This window comes from Candidatus Pelagibacter sp. HIMB1715 (assembly GCF_052047595.1).
Classification (GTDB): Bacteria; Pseudomonadota; Alphaproteobacteria; order Pelagibacterales; family Pelagibacteraceae; genus Pelagibacter.
Window position 1 is genome coordinate 1 of sequence record NZ_JBNAJY010000003.1, and the last position, 23,089, is coordinate 23,089.

Consider the following 23,089-nt stretch of genomic DNA (forward strand, 5'->3'; position numbering starts at 1 on the left):
TATTCTAAAATTATCTATTCCAATATTTTTTGCTAATCTTGCAATTCCATTAGTTGCAATTATTGATACATCTTTAATGGGTAATTTAGGAAATGTTTCCTATTTATCTGCAACTTCTGTTGCAGCAAATTTATTTTCAATGATTTTTTGGAGCTTTGGATTTTTAAGAATGGGGACCGTCGGTATGGTTTCTCAAGCAAATGGAGCAGAAAATTATAAAGAAATTCTAAATATTATTTTAAGAAATTTGTTATTTGTAATTATTCTTTCTATTGTCTTATTTTTTGCTCAGAATTTGATTCTTAAGATAAGTCTTCAAATATTTGATCTAAATTCACAAACTACTACTTTTTATAAAGAATATTTTAAAATTAGAATTTATTCAGCTCCTGGAGAACTTACTCTTTATATAATAACAGGTCTTTTTGTTGGATTACAAAAAACAAAAATTTCAAGTATTGCAGTAGGTTTTTTTTCAATATTAAATATTATACTTAGTATAATTCTCGTAACTCAATACAATTTAAATATTAAAGGTGTTGCTTATGGAACTCTTTTTTCTGGGATAATTACCTCTACTGTATTTTTAATTTATACTTTTTTTTATTTAAACAAGCTTACAAAAATTAATTTTATAATAAGGGAAATTGTTGATCTAAATAAATTAAAAAATATTTTTGATATTAATTTTAATATTTTTATTCGAACTATATTGCTTACTTTTTCTTTTTTGTGGTTTACATATCTCGGATCAAAAATTGGAGAAGAGTACATCGCTGCTAACGCGATTTTAATTAATCTTGTTTTTCTATCCGCATTTATTTTAGATGCTTATGCATTTTCAACTGAAGGCATTATTGGTTATTCTTTGGGCAAAAAAGATAAAAATTTATTTAGTTCTATTGTAAAAAATTCATTTATTTTAAGTTCAGTAACAGGCTTAGGTATTTCTATTGTCTATTATTTTATTCATAAGAATGTGATTTATATGATGTCTGATATTGATTTAATAAGATCTTTAAGTTTAGATTATTCAATTTGGATGATTATTTTGCCTTTTTTTGCATCTTTTTGTTATCAATTTGACGGTATTTTTATTGGAGCCTCTCAAACAAAAGAAATTAGAAATGCTATGTTTTTTTCTGTTTCTTTATATTTATTAATTTCTTTAGTTCTCACAAATTACATTTCTAATGATGGGGTATGGATATCGTTAACGATATTTATGATCTTGAGAGCTTTGTCTTTATATTTTTATTTAAACAGGATTTATTTAAGATTTAATGGCAACTAATACCAAATTTCTTTAATCTCCAATAATTATAAGGCCATGGAGTTAAAAAACCAACAATAAGCATTATTGGCACTACCCACCACGTTAACATTGCTCCGCCAGTTAGAAGATAATCTGTTAAATTCATTGCAACTTCCATGCTTACCATAGAAATAAAACTCATTCCAAAGGCGGTTTTTAATGCATCTTTAAAAGTAAAGTTCTGTTTAAGTAAAATAATTGTCTCTAAAATTATACTTGTAATTAGTCCATTTATAATTGCTAAAGTCATTATTGCAAAAACAGGCCACGGAATTCCAGTCAATTGAAAATACAAAATTGTACCAAAGTCACCAATCGCACATCCTAATAAACACCATGCAGTATTTTTTGCACTTCTTCTCCAAGTGTGCTTACATGACCAATTCAATGTTGCAACTGCGCTCATTACTTATTCATATTAATTTGAAATTCATACAGATCAAGTGGCCAGTAAGATTTAATATAAGCTAAGACGCTATCTATATCTTTATCTGACAATTTATCTCCAAAACCCATCATTTTTCCCTCATAATTTTTAACCAATTTAGCCAACCCATACTTTATTATAGCATGCAACGTTTTATCGTCATGATGCCAGGTATGACCAGTACCATTTAATGGAGGTGCTTTTCTATGTCCATCATCATCTAAATCTTTCCAATTTTTTGCTCCTGATAAATCTATCATATGACATGAAACACAGTTTTGGTTATAAACTAGTTCTCCTCTTTTAATCATAAGTGAAGAGTCTGTTGTAATTGGAAAATGATTATGAGCAAGTGAAACGTTATTAAAAAACAATAATAGGAAAATTATTTTTACAAGATTCAAAATATTTATTTTCATCATATTAATTAATTTCTAATCCTTTTTTTTTCCATTTTTCTAAACCACCAATTAAGTGAAAGCAGTTAACAAAATTATATGATTTAGAAATCTGAACTGCCAAAGTAGATCTGTGTCCATGAGCACAGTAAAAAAGAATTTTTTTATTTTTTAAACTATCTTTATTTTTCTCGATGTAATCATGCATGGAAGGAAATGGGACTATATTACTGTTATCTAGTTTACCTTCTTTATCTATTTCATTTTGTTCTCTTAAATCTATCAGAACTGTGTTCTCCTCTTTTTTAATCTTGTTAAACTCCTCTGGCTCAATTCCATTGTTTACTTTTTGACGGTTTAAATCAATGCCCAACTTAAGATTACTTGGAACTGCAACATCCATCATTTTGGGATCTGGTAAATTTAAATTGTTCATAATATCTACATACTCTTCAACTGATTTTACCTGTAATCTTGGATTAAATTGTCTCTCTTCTAAAATGGTGCTTACCATTTCTCCTTTATAATCATGTGCTGGATAAACTAGAGTTTGATCAGGTAGTTTTAATAATTTGTTAAATATTGAATTATAAGAGTCTTTAGGATCACCGTTTTGAAAATCTGTTCTACCTGTACCTCTAATTAATAATGTATCTCCTGTAAAAACTCTATCACCCATCAAAAAACTAAAGCTCTCAGAAGTATGACCCGGAGTGTATAAAGCTTTTAGATCGATTCCATCTATTTTGATTATCTCTTCATCTGATACTCTCATTGCTACTACATCAGCAGGTGTTTTATTGCCCATAACAGTTACACAATTAGTTTTATCTCTTAGTTCGGCAATTCCAGAGATATGATCTGCGTGAATATGGGTATCTATCACCTTTACTAATTTTAAATCTAATTGATTTAACAAATTAATATACTGATCAACTTTTTCTAATACTGGATCAATTATTAAAGCTTCGCGTCCTCTTCCGGATGCAATTAAATATGTATAAGTGCTAGAAACACTATCGAATATCTGTCTAAAAATCATTTTATATAAATATCAAAAACCAATAAGAAATTAAACCAGACAAAATAGTTGCGATTATATTTCTTGAAAAATAACCAACAATTACAGCAACAATTGCAGCAAATATTTTAGGGTCATCCATTTCAATGAATTCACCATAATCATTAATAAAAATTCCTGGAAATATTATTGCAGGAAACACTGCTGATGGAACATAAGCTAATACAGCTTTTATTTTATCTCCCAACATGTCTCTACTCACTAAAGCTACCATCGTCATTCTAGTGAAGTAAGTTAATATTCCTGCAACAATAATTGACAACCAAGTCATTTTATTTTTTTAACCTCAATATTAAAGCTGCAACAAACAAAGCAAGTATAGGTGAAATAATTATATAGGATCTAAATGGAGCATCATAAAATAATAATGAACTCAACCCACACACAATCATTACAATTAGGTGATCAATTTTTTTTAAATCTTGTATTACGATAGCTATAAACGTAAGTGGTATTGCAAATTTTAATCCAAGTTCCTCTGGTACAAATGAACCTAAAATGATTCCTGACAATGTAGCAATTTGCCAACAAACCCACATTGTACAGCCTGTACCAATCAAATGATAATGTAAGTACTGCTCTGATTTATTTTTTTTAAAAAATTTATTAGACTCAGCAAATCCTTGATCAACTATGATATATGAAATTAATAATTTTTTTATTAATGATAATTTTTCTAAGTACTCTGATAAAACTGCTCCATACAAAAGATGTCTTGAATTAATAACACCAACAGATGTTGCTGCCACTAATCCAGATGCACCACCTGATAATAATTGTAAAAAAACAATTTGTGACGCACCGCCAAAAATTATTATAGACATTGCGTAAACTAATAATGGGTCAAATCCTAATTCAACACCGATAGCCCCACAAATTATTCCAAATGGAACTACAGACAACATATGAGGAGAAATATCTATCATTCCTCGGGTAAATAATTGTTTTTTAGTAAGCATTTAATTTGGTTCTATTAAAAACAAACTATGTGATCAATGTTAATTGGACGTTTAATTCCAAATTTTTCATCAATTTCATGTTGATGAACATGATGTGAGTGAACAAAAACAGGGATTAATAAATCACTATTTGTCTTTAAAGTATAAATAAAATTAGTTCCTCTAAATTTTCTATCTACCACTTCTAATTTTAAATTACTTTTATCATCATGTTCAAGGTCTTCTGGCTGTAACAATAATTGAACTTTAGAACCCTTTGGGTAATGTTTAGTAAAATTGCCTTTAATAGTTCCTAAATCTTCATTTTCTAAAGTATTTTCATCTGTAACTTTTGCCGGAATTAGAATACCTCTATTTAAAAAGTTGACTACATCAATGGAGCTTGGGAAGTGATATACATTATAAGGATCATCAAATTGTTTGAGTTCACCATCTAAAATAATTCCACATTTATTACCCAGATAAAAAGCTTCATAAGAATCGTGCGTAACAATTATTGTTGTAATTTTTAAATCTTTTAAAATTTGCTTTAATTTTACTTGTATTTCCTCCTTAAAACTTTGATCAATATTCGATAATGGTTCATCTAATAACAATAAGTCTGGATTTGAAAGCAAAGATCTGGCTAAAGAGGCTCTTTGCGCTTCACCAGAACTAATTTCATGAGGATATTTATCTAAAATTTTTTCTAAATGAAGAAATTTAACAATTTCTTTTAAATTTAAACCTTTTTTCTTCTTTTTATTTCTCTCAGCACCAAAATTAATATTTTCCAATACATTATAATGAGGAAATAGAGAGTTATCTTGAAACGCTAAAGATATATTTCTATCTTCAGGCTCAGTGTGGTAATCCTTGGATGAAATAATTTTATTTTTTAAAATAATTTTACCTGATTGAATCTTTTCAAGTCCAGCAATAGTTCTTAAAATTGTAGTTTTCCCAATTCCTGAAGGACCAAGTAGACAAACTACGTCACCTTCATTTTCAATATTAAATGAAACATTGGTTACTTTATTTTTAGAGCTTGCCGCAAAAGTAACGTTTTCAATTTCTAAAAAATTATTCTTCATATTTAATTATCCCTAACCATATACTTCGATGTAATTAAAATAAAAACGCTTGCAATAACAATTAAAATTATAGAAGGTGCTGCAGCAGCTTCTAATAAATCTTGAGATGCAAATATATGCGCTTGAGTAGCAAATGTTTCAAAATTAAATGGTCTCATAATCAGTGTCATTGGTAATTCTTTTATTATTTCTATAGATAACAATATGCCAATTAATAATACAGAATTTTTAAGATAAGGAACATGAATATTTAAAAATGTTTTCAATTTTGAATAACCTAATAGATATGCACTTTCATCTATTGAATAATTTATCTTTAAATATCCAGATTTAATTCCATTATTAGCTAAAGAATAAAATCTTACAAAATAAACAATGACTAATCCTAATATTGATCCAATAAAAATAGGTTTTATTTCAAAAAAATAAATTATATTTTTATCAAACCAAGATATGAATGTAATGAAAGCTACAGCTAAAATTATACCTGGTACAGCATAACCAGTAATTGAAAATGTTGTTAGAGCATTTAAAAACTTATTCTTGCTAATTCTATTTCCATAATTTGAAACAAAAGATAGAAAAATTAAAAGAAATCCAGATAAAAAAACTAGTATTAGGGTATTTGAAAGTAATTCAGCAATATTTAAATCTATAAAATGTTTTGGAAATTTTATTGTCCAATAAAACATTTGTAACACTGGAAATAAAAAGCTTAAAAAAAATATTAATGAGCAAAAAATTATTGCTATTAAAGATTTATTTCCATTTAATTTTTTTAAAGTTTTTCTTTTAAAATTTCCTTTAGCTGGGGAATGATATTGTGCTTTTTTTCTAGAAAAATTTTCTAAAAAAAATAATCCAAAAATAAATATTAAAAGAAAAAATGATATTCTATTCGCTAGAGCCAGATCATCAAAAGAAATCCATGCATCATAAATACCCGTGGTTAAAGTTGATATTCCAAAAAATGATACAGCTCCAAAATCAGATAGAGTTTCCATTGCAACTAAAGACAAACCTGCAATAATTGCTGGTCTTGCTGAAGGTAAAATAATATTAAAAAACGTTTTTTTGTCTGAAAATCCAAGGTTTTTACCTAATTCAATTAAATTTTGAGATTGATACTGAAATGAAGCTCTTGTTAAAACATAAACATAGCCAAATAAAGAGAAGGAAATTGAAATTATAGCACCCAACATTCCATCAAATTTAGGAATAATTTCGTTAAAATTACCATCTCCAAATAAATTTTCTAAAATTGAAAAAGCTGTTCCATAATTTTCAAAAAAAGCAGTGAGTGAATACGCGTATATATAAGCTGGAACAGCAAATGATAATATTAATGCCCATTTAAAGAAACTTACCCCTGGAAAATCATAAAATGAAACTAAGTATGCACAACCAACTCCAATTACCAATGTAACCAAGATTACTCCCAATAAAAGAAATAATGAATTAAAAATATATTCAAATAAGAAAGTGTCTTTTATTATTGAAAAATATTCTCCCGTTGGTTTAAAAAAACTACTAAATACAGTTACGATTGGTATAGCAACAATTATAGAAATAAATAAGGAAGTTAAAAACCAAATATTAATTTTATGACTCATTTATTTCCAGCCAGCTTTCAACATTATCTCTAAGGCATCAGCTTGGTTTTTTTGATAATCATCTACTTTAGTTGTTAAATCTTGTTTAAAATTCATTCCCATTTTTTGAACTATTGGATGAGGCTTAACACTTTCTAGCATTGGATATTCAAATGTATTATTTACAATGTGCTCTTGTGCTTCTTTTGTTAAAAGAAACTCTAATAATTTTTTGGCATTCTGAGGGTTGGGAGAGTTTTTTAGGATGCCACCACCACTTACATTCATGTGTGCTCCTCTATCATTTTGATTTGGGAAAAAAGGTAATACTTTTAAAGCAGCTTTTTTTTGATCCTCTCCTTTTTGGCCTGATAACATTAATGCATAATAATATGTGTTTGCTATAGCTAGTTCAGCCTCTCCTGCTGCAACAGCTAAAATTTGTGCTCTATCATTTCCTTTAGGTTTTCTTGCAAAATTTGAAACTAAATTTTTAGCCCATAGTTGTGTTTGATCTTTTCCATTATTTTTTATCAAAGATGCTACGAGGGATTGGTTGTATATATTGTTTGATTTTCTTATAACAATTTTTCCTTTCCATTTTTTATCAGCTAAATCTTCATATTTAATTCCATTTAAATCTTCCAAACTGATTTTATTTGGATCATAATAAAAAATTCTTGCTCTCTTTGAAATTCCTGTCCAATTTTGTGACCTAAAGTTTGAAGGTACTGCTAATTCAATAGCTGGTGTCATTGAGTTTTGAAAAAAACCTTTAGAGTCTAAATCACCCAATCTTCCTGCGTCTGACGTTATATACAAATCTGCTTTGGAGCTCTCTGCTTCCTCAATTATCCTTTTTTCAAGTGCTTTGTCTTTTCCAGAAACAACATTTACTTTAATTCCAGTTTTAGCAGTAAACTGCTCATATAATTGTAAGTCAGAATCATAATGCCTTGCGCTAAAAACATTTACCTCAGCCGCATAAGAGAATTTTGCAATAAATATAAAAATTATTGTAAATAAATTTAATTTTTTAATCATAATTTTGCGAATGAGAATTATTCTCAATGAGAATGATTATCAATCGCATAATTTATGAAATTATGCAAGAAAATTAGTTAAATTTAGAAAAAATAAGGGAAATTTATTTCCAATCACCAATCTTGCTGAATAAGAAATTTCTAAATGCTTGAACTCTAGCAGTATTTTTTAATGACTGAGGATAAACAAAGTGTGCTTCTGTTATAGGCCCTTCTACTTTCGGAAGTACTTTAATTACGTTGTTCGAATTTGTTACCAAATATTCAGGAAGTGCAGCCAATCCTACCCCTGACTCTACTGCTAACAAAAGCCCCATTACACTATTTACCTTCATGATTGATTTTCTTTTTTTACCATCATGCATTCCAATTTTTAATGCCCAATCTGGATTATAAACTGGAGAAGGTGCTCCTTTTCCAAACGAAATAAATTTATGTTTATTTAGATCATTTATTGTCTTTGGCATTCCATTTTTTTCTAAGTACTTATTTGATCCATAAATATAATATTTAATATCAACTAGCTTTTTTTGAATATAGTTAAGCTGTTTTGGTCTTCTCATGAAAATTCCAATATCAGCCTGTCTTGTGCTTAAATCTAGTTCTTTATCATCAAATACTAATTCAATTTCAATCTCTGGATTAAGTCTCATAAATTCTTGAATTCTAGGCGTTAACCAGTGAGTACCAAAACTTCTTACTGTTGTTATAGTTAATTTTCCTGTTGGTTTATTTTTTTGATCACCTAGAGATGTTTCGACTTCTTTTAACTTGCTTATTACTTCGTGTGCAGTTTTAAAAACATACTCGCCATTTTCTGTAAGAGTTAATCCTCTTGCATGTCTTTCAAATAGTTGTACTTTCAAATCTTGCTCTAGTGACTGTATCTGTCTACTGATTGCAGATTGGCTAAGATTTAAATTTACAGTAGCATTTGTAAAACTTCCAGCTTCTGCGACTGCATGAAAAATTTTTAATTTATCCCAATCCATTATTTATTTACATCCACTAATACTCTTCCAGAAATTTCACCTTTTAAAATTTTAGGATAAGTTTCAATTAGCTCCTCTAAACCCACTGTTAAAACTGATTTTTCAAGCAATTCAAAATCAATTAATTTTGAGGCTTCACCCCACATAAATTCTCTTCTTTTTATACTGCAATTTGCAGAATCCATTCCCCAAACCTTAATTCCTCTTAACATAAATGGAAGTAAATTTGTGTTAAGTTCATTGCTATTTGCATTTCCACATACTGCTATAATTCCATTAGGCTTTGTTTGTGCAATTGCGTTTGCTAAAATTTTTCCTCCGACAGTGTCTACTACTCCATCCCACAACCCTTTATCTATTGGTCTTGGATCTTTATCAAATTCAGCTCTATTTATAATGTTTTTTGCTCCTAAAGATTTTAAATAATCTGACTTACTCTCTTTTCCAGATACTGCAGTTACATTGTATCCTAATTTTGTTAAAACCATTATTGCAACACTTCCAACTCCTCCCGTTGCCCCTGTTACCAAAACATCATTAACTTTTTCTCCAAGCAAAATACTTTCTCTTGCTTGAATTGCAAAAGCACTCATTAAAGAAGTTAAGCCTGCAGTACCTAAAATCATTGCCTGCTTACTGCTTAAGTCTTCAGGTTTTTTCACCAAAAAATCTGCATTGACTTTTGCTATCTGAGAATAACCACCAAAAAATACTTCTCCAACTCTAAAACCAGTTAATATTACTTCATCACCTGATTTAAATTTTGAATTTTCACTTTCAATTACTTTTCCTGAAAAATCTATTCCTGGTATGTGCGGATACTCTTTTACTAGTCTTCCACCATTCTTTAGAATCATTCCATCTTTAAAATTTAAATCAGAATATTCTACCTGAACAGTTACATCCCCATGTTTTAAAAAACTTCTATCTAAAGATTTTACTTCTCTAGAAAAATTTTCACCTTCTTGATTAAGAACTATTGCTTTGAATTGATCAGACACTTTAATCTTTTAGCGTAGTGCTAATAAATCGTAAATATCTATTTTGAAAACTTAAATCTTCTTTAAATTGACCTAAATAATAATTTGTTACCGTAGTTGCTTGTTCTTTTTTAATTCCTCTCATAGTCATACACTGATGAGTTGAATCAATTGTTACTGCAACACCTTTTGCATCTAATGATTCCATTAAAGTATTTGCAATTTGCATTGTAAGTCTTTCTTGAGTTTGAAGTCTTTTAGAAAATACCTCAACTACTCTTGCGAGTTTACTTAAGCCTACAACTCTTTCTTTCGGAATATAAGCAACATGAGCTTTTCCAATAATTGGTGCCATATGATGTTCGCAATGACTTTGCACAGAAATATTTTTTTGAACAACCATGTCATCATATCCCTCTACATCACCAAAAGTTTTATCCAAAATTTTATCTGGATCTTCTTTGTAACCTTTAAAATATTCTTTAAATGCTTTAACAACTCTTTTTGGAGTTTCTAATAAACCTTCTCTATTTGGGTCTTCACCCATCCATGTTAAAATTGTTTTAAAAGCTTCTTCAGCATCTTTGTCTGAAATTTGCTTATTTTCATTTAACTTGCTATCAGTGTCTTTTACTAATTTCATAGCGCCTTTTTATACAGTAATTACCTAATTTTAAAATATTTATTATATCTAGATATGTGCTACATAATCACATTCTATGTTCAAAAAAAGAGAAAATATCTACGATATCGAGGAAGGAAATCTTCTTTCACCAAAATTTGATAATGATGGCTTAATACCTGTCATTACAATGTGTTCAAAAACCAAAGATATTTTAATGCACGGCTATATGAATGTTGAAGCATTAAAAAAAACAATTGAAACCAAAGAAGCTCACTACTTTAGTAGATCTAGAAAAGCAATCTGGCACAAAGGTAAAACAAGTGGCTTTACTCAAAAAGTAACTGAAATCAGAATTGATGATGATCAAGACTCAATTTGGTTAACAGTTGATATAGGAGACGGTGCTAGTTGCCATGTTGGATACAGATCATGCTTTTATAGATCTATTCCTATGGGACCAATTGATAATGGACGTAAAGTAGAAATGGAATTTCTTGAAAAAGAAAAAAAATTTGATCCTGAAGAAGTTTATAAAGGACAACCAAATCCTACTAAGATTTAATGAGTGAAAAACAAAAAAATGTTCTAGGCGAAGATCTAGAAGAATGCTCCAATGATCCATTAACAGGTTGGTTTCGTGATGGTTGTTGTAACACTGACGAGAATGACCATGGACTTCATACAGTTTGTGCTAAAGTTACTACCGAATGCTTAGAGTGGATGAAAGAAGCAGGTAACGATTTAATTACTCCACATCCTGAATTTGGGTTTCCAGGTTTAAAAGATGGAGATGGATGGTGTTTGTGTGCTAGTTGGTATGCAAGAGCAGTTGAAGCTGGTAAAGGATGTCCAATATTTCTAAAAAGAACCCACGAAAACACTCTTAAATATGTACCTATTGAAACTTTAAAAAAGTTTGCAATAGATTTGTCCTAATTTACATATTTCCATATCTTGGTCCACCACCACCTTCTGGTGTCACCCAATTTATGTTTTGTGAAGGTTCTTTAATATCGCAAGTTTTACAGTGAATACAATTTTGCGAATTAATTACAAACTTATTAACATCATTTTCTTTCTGCACTTCGTATACTCCAGCAGGACAATATCTTTGTGCAGGTTCATCAAATTTTTCTAAAGTGTATTTGATTGGTAAATCAGGATCTTTAAGTTGTAAGTGGACAGGTTGATTGTCAGCATGGTTAGTTCCTGTAAGATAAACTGAACTAGTTTTATCAAAAGTTATTACATTATCGTACTTTGGATAATCAATTTTGGGCATTTGACTTGCAGGTTTTAATGTTTCATGATCTGCATGTTTATGTTTAAGAGTGAACGGAAGTTTTCCTCTGAACAAAATTTGATCAATACCTGTAAAGATAATCCCCAAAATTAGTCCCCAACTAAAACTAGGTTTTACATTTCGAGCCTCAAATAATTCTTTATATAACCAACTTTTTTTAAATTTATCTTCATAATTAGATAAATCTTTATTTTCTTTTAAGTGTTCATTAATAGTTTCAGCTGCTATCATTCCACTTTTCATTGCGGTATGAGAGCCTTTAATTTTAGGCATATTTAATGTACCGGCATCACATCCTACTAATAATGCACCTGGCATAAACATTTTAGGTAAACTTTGAAATCCTCCCTCAATTAATGCTCTTGCGCCATATGAAATTCTTTTTCCTCCCTCTATTATTTTTTTAATTGCTGGATGAGTTTTAAATCTTTGAAATTCATCATATGGAGATAAATGTGGATTTTTGTAATCCAATCCTATTACATAGCCTAAAAACACTTGTTTATTTTCAGCGTGATACATAAAGCTTCCACCGTAAGTATTGTTATCAAGTGGCCATCCAGCTGTATGCATTACTAGTCCTTCTTCATGATTTTTTTCCTCTATTTCCCAAATTTCCTTAAAACCAATTCCATATTGCTGGGGATCTTTTCCTTTACTCAGTTCAAATTTTTGAATTAATTGTTTTCCTAGATGACCTCTGCAACCTTCAGCAAATACTGTTACTTTTCCTAAAAGCTCAATGCCTGGTTCAAAACTATCTTTTTTGTTGCCCTCTTTATCTATACCCATATCTTGGGTAGCTACTCCTTTAACAGAACCGTCATCGTTATATAAAATTTCACTTGCTGGGAAACCTGGAAAAATTTCTACACCCAAAGCTTCTGCTTGTTCAGCTAACCATCTACATAAGTTAGCTAAACTAATAATATAATTTTTATGATTTTGTTGAACTGCTGGCAAAAGCCAAGTTGGCCAACTTAAAGATTTTGTTTTTCCTAAAAATAAAAATTTTTCTTTTGTTACTTTTGTTTTAATTGGCGAGTTAAGTTCTCTCCAATTAGGTAATAACTCATCTAGAGCTCTTGTTTCAAAAACATTCCCACTCAAAATATGAGCTCCTATTTCTGAAGCTTTTTCAAGCAAACAAACATTCAAATTTGAATCTAATTGTTTTAATTTAATTGCAGTCGCTAATCCTGATGGGCCACCACCAATGATTACAACATCATATTCCATAGATTCTCTAGACATAATCTAATTTTTAACTGTAAGGATTATTTTTGTATAGTGTTTAATTTGTTCAGCTCTTCCATGAACTGAGGCAAAGCTTCAAAGAGATCTGCTTCAAGACCATAATCAGCAACGCTAAAAATTGGGGCCTCACCATCTTTATTAATTGCAACTATAACTTTACTTTCTTTCATGCCTGCTAAATGCTGAATTGCTCCTGATATTCCAACAGCTATGTATAAATCTGGCACAACAACTTTTCCGGTTTGTCCAACTTGGTGATCATTACTTATATAACCTGCATCAACTGCTGCTCTCGATGCTCCAATTGCTGCACCTAGTTTGTCAGCAATCTCTGTAATTAATTTAAAGTTATCTCCACTTTGCATTCCTCTTCCACCTGATACAACAATTCTTGCAGTTCCAAGCTCAGGTCTGTCAGATTTAATTTCTTCTCTTTTTATAAATTTTGTATTTGAAAATTCCTCAGCAGCATCAATTTTCTCAATTGGCGCTGAACCCCCTGAACTTTCACAAGGATCAAATGAAGTAGGTCTTATTGTAACACATTTTTTAGCATCATTACTTTTGACTGTTGCAAAAGCATTTCCGGCATAAATTGGTCTAACAAAAGTATCAGATGATAATACTTTTATAATGTCGCTAACTTGTGAAGTATCAAGATGAGCTGCAATCCTTGGCATTAAATTTTTACCAAATGTATTTGCTGAACAAATAATATGGGAATAATTTTCTGCTAACTTAACCACAACTGGAGCAAAATTTTCTGCTGTAAAATTTTCATAGTGTGGTGCTTCAACGCTTAATACTTTTTTAATTACTGGAAGTTCTGATAATTGTTTTGATGCCTCTGCACTATCATTTCCAATTATCACAGCATGAACTTCACTATCAATTTGTGAAGCAGCTGTAGCCGCATTTAATGTAAATGGTCTTAACTCTTTATTATTATGCTCTGCTATAAGTAAAACTGCCATTATATTACCTTTGCCTCATTTTTTAATTTTTGAACTAATTCTGCTACATTAGCCACTTTAATGCCCGCTTTTCTTTTTGGTGGCTCTTCTACTTTAATTTGCTCTACTCTTGGAGAAGTATCAATACCTAGATCAGATGCAGAAATTTCTTCAATTGGTTTTTTCTTTGCCTTCATAATGTTTGGAAGAGAAGCGTATCTTGGTTCATTTAATCTTAAATCACAAGTTACAATAGCAGGAACATTTATTTCAATTGTTTCAAGTCCCTCATCAATTTCTCTAGTAACTTCTAGTTTATTTTCTTTTACATCAATCTTTGATGCAAAAGTTGCTTGTGGCCAATTTAATAATGCGCTCAACATTTGACCTGTTTGATTACAATCATCATCAATTGCTTGTTTTCCCATAAAAACTAAATCTGGTTTTTCTTTTTCAACAACTTTTTGTAAAATTTTTGAAACAGCTAATGGCTCTAGTATTCCATCTGCTTTCACATGAATTCCTCTATCTGCACCAACTGCTAAAGCCTTTCTAACAGTTTCTTGAGCTTTTTCTTCACCTACAGTTATTGCAACCACTTCAGTTGCCTTTCCTGCTTCTTTAATTTTTACTGCCTCTTCGATTGCATTATCATCTGGTGGATTGGTTGACATTTTTACATTGTCTGTAACTACACCAGTGCCATCCTCTTTGACTCTGATTTGAACGTTGTAATCAATAACTCTTTTTACTGCTACTAAGATTTTCATTAAGCTCTCAACAAATTATTTTCTGAATCGTATGGACTTTCATCTAAAACGGTAGCGTCATACATTTCACCCAATATATCAACTTGTAATTTGTCACCCACATTAGAACAATCAGGTTTTACCATTGCAAGAGCAATTGATTTATCTAATCTAAATCCAAACTCGCCGCCTGTTGCTCTTCCAACAACTTTACCGTCTTTAAATATAGGATTATTTCCTAGAACATCTGCATCTTTAGTATTGTGAACTTCTAAAGTTACTAATTTGTTATCAAAACCTTTTTCTCTCCATTTATTAAGTGCCTCTAAACCAATAAAGTTTCCTTTATTTGGATGAATAAATCTATCTAGTCCAGATTCGTATGGAGAATATTCAATCGACAATTCTGTTCCAACCAACTTGTAAGATTTTTCAACTCTTAAACTATTCATTGCTCTGATACCGAATGGTTTAATTCCTAAATCTTTACCAGCTTCCATTAATTTATCAAAAATATGATTTTGATACTCGATTGGATGATGAAGTTCCCATCCAAGTTCACCAACAAAATTTACTCTCATGGCATTAACTGGTGCATATCCTATATTTACATTTTTTGCTGTAAGCCATTTAAAGTTTTCATTAGAAAAATCATCTGTTGAAACTTTTTGCATTAGTTGTCTTGCTTTAGGGCCAGCAACTACCAATACACCTGTGCTATTTGTTAAATCTTCAAAAATTACAGATCCATCATCTGGCATCCATTTTTGGATCCAATCATGATCTAATCTTAAATTTGCTCCAGCTGATACTAAATAGTAACTATTTTCAGCTTCTTTCATAATTGTAAATTCTGAATGCACACCACCTTTGGTATTTAATGCGTGGCATAGATTTATTCTTCCAATTTTTTTTGGAAGTTTGTTTGCAACTAAATAATCTAAAAATTCCTCTGCTTTAGGTCCTCTTATTCTGCATTTTGCAAAAGCAGTCATATCTAAAAGACCAACATTTTCTTTTACGTTTTGACATTCCTTTTTAATTGCATCAAACCATTTTGATCTTCTAAACGACCAATCATCTTTTTGTTCCATCCCATCTGTTGCAAAAAAATTAGGTCTTTCCCATCCAAATTTTTGTCCAAAAACTGCTCCTAAATTTTTCATTCTTTCATAACATGGAGCTGTTCTTAAAGGTCTTGCTGCAGGTCTTTCTTCGTCTGGATAGTGAACTATAAATACATGGCTATAAGCTTCTTCATTTTTAGCCTTTAAATAAGATTTTGTTGCATAGTTTCCATATCGTCTTGGCTCAACACCCAACATATCAATTGTTGGCTCACCATCAACAATCCATTCAGCAAGTTGCCAACCAGCACCACCTGCTGCAGTTATTCCAAAACTGTGACCTTCATTAATCCAAAAATTCTTAAGTCCCCAGGCAGGTCCAACAATTGGATTTCCATCAGGTGTATAACAAATTGCTCCATTATAAACTTTCTTAACTCCAACTTCTCCAAAAGCTGGAACTCTATGTATTGCTCCTTCAATATGTGGAGCTAATCTATCTAAATCTTCTTGAAATAATTCGTATTCAGAATTCTTTGATGGTCCTTCTACATAACATGCTGGTGCACCGTCTTCATAAGGTCCTAAAATTAATCCACCCGCTTCTTCTCTCATATACCATCTACTATCGCTATCTCTTAAAACTCCCATTTCTGGTAAACCGTCTTTTTTTCTTTGTTGAATTAAAGGATGAGGTTCAGTCACGATATATTGATGTTCAACAGGAATAACTGGGATATCTAATCCAACCATTTCACCAGTTTGTCTTGCAAAATTTCCAGAACAAGAAATTACATGTTCACACTCTATTGATCCTTTATCTGTTTCAACAATCCATCCATCTTTTGTTTGTCTCATTGATAGAACAGTTGTGTTTCTATAAATCTCTGCTCCCCTATTTCTTGCACCGGTAGCTAAAGCTTGTGTTAAATCTGCTGGTTGGATGTATCCATCTTCTGGGTGTTGAATTGCTCCAACTAAATCATCTGTATGACATAGAGGCCAAATTTCTTTTACCTGTTGTGGAGTTAAAAATTTTACATCTACTCCAATCGTTCGAGCGACACCTGCGTACTGATGGTACTCATCCATTCTATCTTTAGTACTTGCTAAACGAATATTTGAAACAACACTAAAGCCAACATTTTTTCCAGTTTCTTCTTCTAAAGTTTTATATAGATTTACTGCATACTTATGTAGCTGACCTACAGAGTAACTCATATTAAATAACGGCAATAAACCTGCTGCATGCCAAGTTGAACCTGAGGTTAATTCTTTTCTCTCAACAAGGACTACATCAGACCAACCTTTTTTTGCTAAATGATAAAGAGCACTGACACCAACCACTCCACCACCAACTACTACGACTTTAGTTTTTGTTTTCATTTCGTGATTCCTACTAAATTTTTATTAGTAACGAAACAAAAATGTATCTGTGGATAATCAAATTGAGCTACCAAGTGGAATTGGACTTGAGACCATTGTGGTCAACCAGCAATCTTTTAAAACTCCTTCGTCTGTATATCTTTCAACCTGCCAATTGAACTTATGATAAATTTTGTCCTTATCTAAAATGATGACCTCAAATTGGGCCCATTTGTCACTACTACCAAGCTCAGTGACAGTGTGGCTTAGATGATTAATCATCATTTTATAGGAGGCTCCTTTGATCATTCGCTTAAAATTACCTAGGGGACCTGTTACTCTTTTATTATTCGGGTGAGCAAAGGTCCAGGTTTGCTCTATCCCTCTATCTTTATATTCTACATCATTTTGTTTGAGACCATTAAGTTGAATTTCAACAACTTCTTTTGGAGTAATATTTTTATTTGGGTTTATCAACTCTGAATATGAATAAACAGTAGTTAACAATAAAATTAATAAAGAGCTAAATATTATTCGCAGTTTTTCTAACATCTTCTAAGAACTCTTGTCTTTTTGAGTCGCTTACAAAAGGTACTGCAAAATATCTTCGATAGGTAATGTTATATATGCCACACATATGAAATACCCCTCTTTTAAGTCTTCTAATCGGTAAATTTAAAAAAAATGTAGTGATAGCTAGTCTCGGTGAACCATATGTGCAAAAAATTACAGCTTTCTTTTTTCTTAAATTACCAATTGGATAACCATAGTTTCCAACTAGTTGCTTAAATCTAAATGCCCATGGTGGTGCTAACACTTTATCAATCCATCCTTCAACAATTGCCGGCATTCTAAAATTCCATATTGGTGCAACTAATACAATTGTATCACTCTCTTCTATTCTCTTACGATGATCTAAGACTTCAGCGCTTGGGTCCTCGCCAGCAAATACAGGATCAAACTTTTCTTTGTATAAATCCACAACGTCTACTTTGTTACCTTTTAATTCAGAGTGTTTGATAAATTCATTTTTAATTGCTGCATTAAATGAATTGTCATTATAATGACCGTAAACTAGGAAAATTTTTTTCATGATTTTTAATTAACAAAAAAATTTAAAAAAACTATAAAATTATTCTTTATTCTGAAGTTTTGTACTTACTGTTGTTAATTATATAGACAAATAAAATAGGTAAAATTAGTGTTAATAAAGTTACAACAATTAATAATATCCCAAGTTCTGAATAATCAGCAGTAGTTTGAATTTCACCAGATACTTTATCTTTTACTTCTCTGGTTACTGTAAAAATTTGATTTAAATATTTTGTTCCTAAAGCACTTGCTGAAAGAGCTAAATTTGTAAAAGAAGCAAATACTGCAAAAAAAGTTGCTTTAAGATGTGAAGGGGCATTTTTAGCAATCCAAGCCAATAAAGGAATCATTGATACCTGACCTAATGGAGACTCTAAAGCAGTATTAAGTATCGCTATAAATTTAGCATCAACCACCCCTCCAGTTATTGAAGCAGTCCAATTATGAAATCCATAATACATTCCTACACTTGGTAAAAATAAAACCGCTCCAGCTATACTTAATACGACAATAATTTTTGCAATTGAGTTATTGGCCATAAATGGTCTCAATAAAACAATTCCAGCCAATGTTAAAATTGATGCTAGTAAAGATAAAATTGAAAAGAACTGCTCATTAAAACCAAGTTCATCAATTTCAAACCACGTCAGACCAGGACCTGGACCAGGCATTGCTCTAAATATAAATATAATTACTGCAGTACCAACAATTGTTAACCTTAAATTCTCTGGCAACTCTTTGATGAGTTTAAACATCAAAAATAAAATTATGACAACTGAACCAATAAAGACTATCTCTTGTGCAAAAGGAACTTTGAAGGATCCTATAGATAAAGTGAAAATAACAAATATTAAGCTTCCGCCAAGGATCCACCAATTAATTTTAGTTTTTTCAGATCCTCTTTCCTCTTTAAATTCAAGTCCTTTAGATTTTAAATTTTGAATTTTCTTATTCCTTAAATATTTTGCTAAAAATACTCCTAAGATTGAAACAACAGGAATAACTAACGCATACAAATAAATTTTACCGTATAGAGCAATTTTAGCAGCCTGTTCTAGGCTGTCTACATCTCTAAATAAAATTACATTCACCAACGCAACTAAAACAGTGCCTCCAATAATTGCAAAACGACCAAGGGTTTGCATTGTTGTATGCATAATTTTAACTTGATCTTTACTGTAATCATTTCCACTCTCATCAGTTAATGGCACAGCTTCAACAGTCATAGCATCAGCAACAACATCTTGAATTACATAACCAACAGGTGCTAAAATTACGCTAATCACAAACCAAGTCTCAACTGTGAAAATTTCAGACATGTCCTCTGTATGAATTATAAGTCCATACATAATCAGCAAACTTAAAGCGATTAAAGAAGCGCCAAAGTAAACCATATAATTTTTTCTATCCCATATAAGATCAACCAAATGTCCTAAGGGCATTTTTAATGCCCATGGAATTCCAGCCCAAAACCCAAGTCCAGCTAAAAAGGCTGCAGATAAATTTAAGTAGTCTTTAACAAAAAAAGTTCCAACTATTCCAGTTAATCCAGAAATACCAGCTGCAACATAAACCATCAAAGGGGGCAAATAAGTCCATTTAAATTGTCGACCTAAATCTAAAAAAGTGCTGTCTAAAAATTTTAAAACTTTATTCATAAAAATTATTTCTACTTATTATAAACAATTAAGAAAAATTATAAATTTATCTTGAGGAGCTTAAATTGAATGATTTAACTAAGTAAAATCCTACAAACATTGAAACAACAAAAGTTATTGAGTAAATATTCAATAAAGCAACAGAAGTTATAGCTGGACCAGGACATAATCCTCCTAAACCCCATCCAGCACCAAATAAAGCTGAACCTAATATTAATTGATTATTAATTGTTTTGTTATTTGAATAATTAAATTTCTCTGCAAGTAGTGGTTTTTCTTTTTTCTTAATTATATGAAACAAAGGAGATGAAACAGCCAAAGCTCCCATCATCACAAATGCAAGAGAAGGATCCCAATTTCCAAATAAATCCAAAAAGCCTAATACTTTTGCTGGATTAACCATTTCAGATATCACTAAACCGATACCAAATATTATACCTGAAATAAGGGAAGCTAATTTGTTCATAATAAATTTTTTATAAATACAGTTAATATTCCAATAATCATAAATGTAATTGTTGCAATAATTGATCTTAAAGAAAATCTTCCAATACCACTTATACCGTGGCCACTTGTACAGCCACCACTGATCCGTGTTCCGATTCCAACCAACAAACCTGCTGCTATCATCAAGACATAAGAATTAGAAATACTAATGTTAATTCCTCCATTAGAAAATAAGGAGTAAATAAATGGTGCAATAATTAAACCTAATAAGAATAATAAATTATCAAATTTATTTTCTTTCTCTGTTAACGCATTACTTGCGATACCACTAATTCCAACTAAACGACCGTTCAGTAAAAAAAATACCACTACTGCTAATCCAATTATCAATCCGCCAGTAAAGGCTGGAATTGGTGTAAAGTTTACTATGTTCATAAAATTAATTACTCAAAACAGGAAAAGCCTGTCTTACTTTTAAAAAAAATTTTTGATATTCCATTTTGGTACATTTGTTCTCTACATATTCTATATTATTTTTTTCTACAAGTGACTTAGCATTTTCGTCTCTTATTCCAAGTTGTAGCCATAATACTTTAGCGCCAATTTTCACAGTATCTTCAGCTATTCCAAAAGCTTCTTTTGAAGGTCTAAAAACATCTACAATGTCTATAGGATCTTTAATCTCTGTTATCGAAGCATACACTTCTTCACCTAAAATTTTTTTACCCTTAGCTGATGGGTTAACTGGATAAACTTTATAACCATACTCTTGCATATATTTCATAACAATAGTTGAGGGTTTTTTTAAATCATTACTTACACCAATCATTGCTATAGATTTAGAATTTTCTAAAATCCTCTTTATGTCACTCATTTTATTATTTGTTTTCTTTTTTAATTTGTTCCTCGCAGAATTTTCTTGCTTCTTCCAAATCAGTAATTTTAGTCTCAGATAATTTTTGACTTCCAGCAATACAAGCATCCACTGCTCTTTTAAAATTATGATCTTTAAAATTTAATACAAAGTACATTCCAAAAATAATAAATAAAATAATGAGTATATTTTTTTTATTCTTCATTATTATTTATGTTTCCAATTTGGTTTTCTTTTTTCTAAGAAGGCCGAGATACCTTCTTTGGCATCCATTGCCATCATATTAATAGTCATCATTTTGCTAGTGTACGCATAGGCTTTTCTTAAAGGCATTTCTAATTGTTTATAAAAAGCTTGTTTTCCAATTTTAATGGTCAAATTTGATTTAGATGCAATTTTTTTTGCTACTTTTAAAACTTCATCGTTTAATTTTGATTTAGAAAAATGATCATTTATTAAACCAATTTCTTTTGCATAATTTGCTTTGATAGGTTCTCCTGTTAAAAGCATCTCCATCATTGGTTTACGATTAATTTTTCTACTAACCGCCACCATTGGTGTGCTGCAAAACAATCCAATATTTACACCAGGTGTCGCGAATAAAGCGTCTTTGGTGCTATATGCAAGATCACAACTTGCAACTAACTGACAGCCTGCTGCAAAAGCTGCGCCATGAACCTTGGCAATAACTGGTTTTTTTCCCTCAACAATTTGCAACATAACCTTTGAGCAAAGATTAAATAACTTTTGATATTTATCTTTATTCTTAAGACTTCTAACTTCTTTTAGATTGTGACCAGCGCTAAATCCTTTACCTGCACCCTCTATAATTATTACTTTAGTTTTTTTATCAGCATCTAATTTTTTTAATGATTTTAATAAATCGGAAAGATTTTTAAATGAAAGAGAATTATATGTTTTTGGTTCATCAATTATAATTGATGAAATCTCAGAATTAATTTTCTTTATTTTAATATTACTAGTCATTTAATCAGTTAATCCATCGGATCGAGCCTGATTTCTTTCTATATGAATTGGTAAAACTTTACCATAAATTGCTTTTGAGTGTTCTGGGGTATTTACTCTATAAGGATCTAAGACATAAGCAGGAATACACATATACCTAGATTTTTGACCTTCTACTTTTGTTACTCTGTGCAAAGTAAATCTTCCTTTAAAAATTTGAAGATCTCCTGGTTCTAACTTAAGCTGCCTTACTCTTGATCGATCTCCTTCTAAAACTTTTTTAACCTTATCAAAATTTTCATTTCCTGGTGCTCTAATATTTGGACAATATTCAAAAACACCTCCTTTTTCGGGTTTCTGAATCATTAAGCTTAGAGTGAATTCACAACTATCAAAATGCCAAGGAAGAATTCCATCTGGTTTCATAACATTGTACGCATGACAAGCCAAAGGGTCTGCCCATCTATAAATAGGAGAAATACCTAAACATGCAGAAACAAATTTTAAAAGTTCTTCAGTTTCATAAAGATATTTCATTTCTGAATTTTTTGGAAAACAATCTGAATTTAAATATCCATTATACCTTTCCATAAAATTTCTCTTTGGATGTTTTTCAGGTAAACTTGGATCATCTTTAGCATAAAGATATGCATTGATGCTTTCTTTAGACATATAAACTTCATCGAGTTGTTTTTCCAATTCTGTATTCATTACCTCTAAAGATTTAGGTAAAATAAAATTTGGAATAGTTGAACAACTATATTGGTCTAATTCTTCCTTACATTTTTTTACTAAATTTTTAATGATTGGAGAATTTAAATCGTGAATAGGATATTTTTTTAAATCGACAATAGTTTTTAATCTATCGTTCAT

General features: G+C 30.6%; 27 protein-coding genes. 3 read left to right on the forward strand and 24 right to left on the reverse strand.

Annotated features, from left to right (window positions below; genetic code table 11):
• Window position 1 precedes the first annotated feature (1 nt).
• A complete protein-coding gene (locus tag ACTTAY_RS00620; protein ID WP_440671986.1) occupies window positions 2-1,294 on the forward strand; it encodes an MATE family efflux transporter in 1,293 nt (430 codons plus the stop codon).
• On the opposite strand, the gene ACTTAY_RS00625 is transcribed toward ACTTAY_RS00620, so the two are convergent.
• From ACTTAY_RS00625 to folE, 11 genes are all read right to left on the reverse strand, one after another.
• Window positions 1,281-1,721, reverse strand: coding sequence for a DUF4396 domain-containing protein (locus ACTTAY_RS00625; RefSeq protein ID WP_440671987.1), 441 nt, complete (start codon window positions 1,719-1,721; stop codon window positions 1,281-1,283). The two genes, ACTTAY_RS00620 and ACTTAY_RS00625, sit on opposite strands and share 14 nt — an antisense overlap.
• Window positions 1,721-2,161, reverse strand: coding sequence for a c-type cytochrome (locus tag ACTTAY_RS00630; RefSeq protein WP_440671988.1), 441 nt, complete (start codon window positions 2,159-2,161; stop codon window positions 1,721-1,723). Before ACTTAY_RS00630 ends, ACTTAY_RS00625 begins: the two co-directional genes overlap by 1 nt.
• Before the next feature lie 4 nt (window positions 2,162-2,165).
• Window positions 2,166-3,182 carry an MBL fold metallo-hydrolase gene (locus ACTTAY_RS00635; protein WP_440671989.1) on the reverse strand — a complete coding sequence of 339 codons (1,017 nt, stop codon included), beginning with the start codon at window positions 3,180-3,182 and terminating at the stop codon, window positions 2,166-2,168.
• Between the two features lies 1 nt (window position 3,183).
• The gene (locus ACTTAY_RS00640) at window positions 3,184-3,492 is read right to left on the reverse strand and encodes an AzlD domain-containing protein (RefSeq protein ID WP_440671990.1); all 309 of its coding nucleotides are present in this window, start codon (window positions 3,490-3,492) and stop codon (window positions 3,184-3,186) included.
• 1 nt (window position 3,493) lies between these two features.
• Window positions 3,494-4,180: an AzlC family ABC transporter permease gene (locus tag ACTTAY_RS00645; protein ID WP_440671991.1), complete on the reverse strand. Its 687-nt coding sequence runs from the start codon at window positions 4,178-4,180 to the stop codon at window positions 3,494-3,496.
• Window positions 4,181-4,194: 14 nt separating this feature from the next.
• Window positions 4,195-5,253, reverse strand: coding sequence for an ABC transporter ATP-binding protein (locus ACTTAY_RS00650; RefSeq protein WP_428079810.1), 1,059 nt, complete (start codon window positions 5,251-5,253; stop codon window positions 4,195-4,197).
• Between the two features lie 2 nt (window positions 5,254-5,255).
• Window positions 5,256-6,866 carry an ABC transporter permease gene (locus tag ACTTAY_RS00655; protein ID WP_440671992.1) on the reverse strand — a complete coding sequence of 537 codons (1,611 nt, stop codon included), beginning with the start codon at window positions 6,864-6,866 and terminating at the stop codon, window positions 5,256-5,258.
• On the reverse strand, window positions 6,867-7,889 hold the full coding sequence (locus ACTTAY_RS00660) for an extracellular solute-binding protein (RefSeq protein WP_440671993.1): 1,023 nt from the start codon (window positions 7,887-7,889) through the stop codon (window positions 6,867-6,869).
• Window positions 7,890-7,992: 103 nt separating this feature from the next.
• A complete protein-coding gene (locus ACTTAY_RS00665; protein WP_075506134.1) occupies window positions 7,993-8,880 on the reverse strand; it encodes a LysR family transcriptional regulator in 888 nt (295 codons plus the stop codon).
• Complete coding sequence (locus ACTTAY_RS00670; RefSeq protein ID WP_440671994.1) at window positions 8,880-9,881, reverse strand: MDR family oxidoreductase; 1,002 nt, start codon at window positions 9,879-9,881, stop codon at window positions 8,880-8,882. Before ACTTAY_RS00670 ends, ACTTAY_RS00665 begins: the two co-directional genes overlap by 1 nt.
• 1 nt (window position 9,882) lies before the next feature.
• Complete coding sequence (folE, locus tag ACTTAY_RS00675; protein ID WP_440671995.1) at window positions 9,883-10,503, reverse strand: GTP cyclohydrolase I FolE; 621 nt, start codon at window positions 10,501-10,503, stop codon at window positions 9,883-9,885.
• Window positions 10,504-10,579: 76 nt separating this feature from the next.
• Here folE and hisI point away from each other — a divergent pair, with 76 nt between their 5' ends.
• Window positions 10,580-11,047: a phosphoribosyl-AMP cyclohydrolase gene (gene hisI, locus ACTTAY_RS00680; RefSeq protein WP_075506137.1), complete on the forward strand. Its 468-nt coding sequence runs from the start codon at window positions 10,580-10,582 to the stop codon at window positions 11,045-11,047.
• Entirely contained in the window at window positions 11,047-11,421 is a 375-nt protein-coding gene (locus tag ACTTAY_RS00685) for a DUF2237 family protein (protein ID WP_072090395.1), read from the forward strand. Before hisI ends, ACTTAY_RS00685 begins: the two co-directional genes overlap by 1 nt.
• Before the next feature lies 1 nt (window position 11,422).
• On the opposite strand, the gene ACTTAY_RS00690 is transcribed toward ACTTAY_RS00685, so the two are convergent.
• Genes ACTTAY_RS00690 through ACTTAY_RS00750 form a run of 13 tightly spaced genes read right to left on the reverse strand, consistent with a single transcriptional unit; the run spans window position 11,423 to window position 23,089 of the window.
• A complete protein-coding gene (locus ACTTAY_RS00690; protein WP_075506138.1) occupies window positions 11,423-13,042 on the reverse strand; it encodes an electron transfer flavoprotein-ubiquinone oxidoreductase in 1,620 nt (539 codons plus the stop codon).
• A 23-nt stretch (window positions 13,043-13,065) separates the two neighbouring features.
• The gene (locus tag ACTTAY_RS00695; protein WP_440671996.1) at window positions 13,066-14,019 is read right to left on the reverse strand and encodes an electron transfer flavoprotein subunit alpha/FixB family protein; all 954 of its coding nucleotides are present in this window, start codon (window positions 14,017-14,019) and stop codon (window positions 13,066-13,068) included.
• Window positions 14,019-14,768 (reverse strand): electron transfer flavoprotein subunit beta/FixA family protein, encoded by a 750-nt coding sequence (locus tag ACTTAY_RS00700; protein WP_440656905.1) that lies wholly within the window; start codon window positions 14,766-14,768, stop codon window positions 14,019-14,021. Before ACTTAY_RS00700 ends, ACTTAY_RS00695 begins: the two co-directional genes overlap by 1 nt.
• Window positions 14,768-17,200, reverse strand: coding sequence for a GcvT family protein (locus ACTTAY_RS00705; RefSeq protein WP_440671997.1), 2,433 nt, complete (start codon window positions 17,198-17,200; stop codon window positions 14,768-14,770). The genes ACTTAY_RS00700 and ACTTAY_RS00705 overlap by 1 nt, the downstream gene beginning before the upstream one ends.
• A gap of 57 nt (window positions 17,201-17,257) precedes the next feature.
• The gene (locus tag ACTTAY_RS00710) at window positions 17,258-17,731 is read right to left on the reverse strand and encodes a hypothetical protein (RefSeq protein WP_440671998.1); all 474 of its coding nucleotides are present in this window, start codon (window positions 17,729-17,731) and stop codon (window positions 17,258-17,260) included.
• Window positions 17,703-18,272 (reverse strand): NAD(P)H-dependent oxidoreductase, encoded by a 570-nt coding sequence (locus ACTTAY_RS00715; RefSeq protein ID WP_262590444.1) that lies wholly within the window; start codon window positions 18,270-18,272, stop codon window positions 17,703-17,705. Before ACTTAY_RS00715 ends, ACTTAY_RS00710 begins: the two co-directional genes overlap by 29 nt.
• A 46-nt stretch (window positions 18,273-18,318) precedes the next feature.
• Window positions 18,319-19,929, reverse strand: coding sequence for a hypothetical protein (locus ACTTAY_RS00720; protein WP_440671999.1), 1,611 nt, complete (start codon window positions 19,927-19,929; stop codon window positions 18,319-18,321).
• A 46-nt stretch (window positions 19,930-19,975) separates the two neighbouring features.
• Window positions 19,976-20,395 (reverse strand): DUF6691 family protein, encoded by a 420-nt coding sequence (locus tag ACTTAY_RS00725; RefSeq protein ID WP_440653906.1) that lies wholly within the window; start codon window positions 20,393-20,395, stop codon window positions 19,976-19,978.
• Window positions 20,392-20,811 carry a YeeE/YedE family protein gene (locus ACTTAY_RS00730; protein WP_440672000.1) on the reverse strand — a complete coding sequence of 140 codons (420 nt, stop codon included), beginning with the start codon at window positions 20,809-20,811 and terminating at the stop codon, window positions 20,392-20,394. The genes ACTTAY_RS00725 and ACTTAY_RS00730 overlap by 4 nt, the downstream gene beginning before the upstream one ends.
• A 4-nt stretch (window positions 20,812-20,815) precedes the next feature.
• A complete protein-coding gene (locus tag ACTTAY_RS00735) occupies window positions 20,816-21,250 on the reverse strand; it encodes a CoA-binding protein (protein ID WP_440618200.1) in 435 nt (144 codons plus the stop codon).
• 4 nt (window positions 21,251-21,254) lie between these two features.
• A complete protein-coding gene (locus ACTTAY_RS00740) occupies window positions 21,255-21,455 on the reverse strand; it encodes a hypothetical protein (RefSeq protein ID WP_262590438.1) in 201 nt (66 codons plus the stop codon).
• A gap of 2 nt (window positions 21,456-21,457) precedes the next feature.
• Entirely contained in the window at window positions 21,458-22,237 is a 780-nt protein-coding gene (locus ACTTAY_RS00745) for an enoyl-CoA hydratase (RefSeq protein WP_440672001.1), read from the reverse strand.
• Window positions 22,238-23,089, reverse strand: coding sequence for a HalD/BesD family halogenase (locus tag ACTTAY_RS00750; RefSeq protein ID WP_440672002.1), 852 nt, complete (start codon window positions 23,087-23,089; stop codon window positions 22,238-22,240).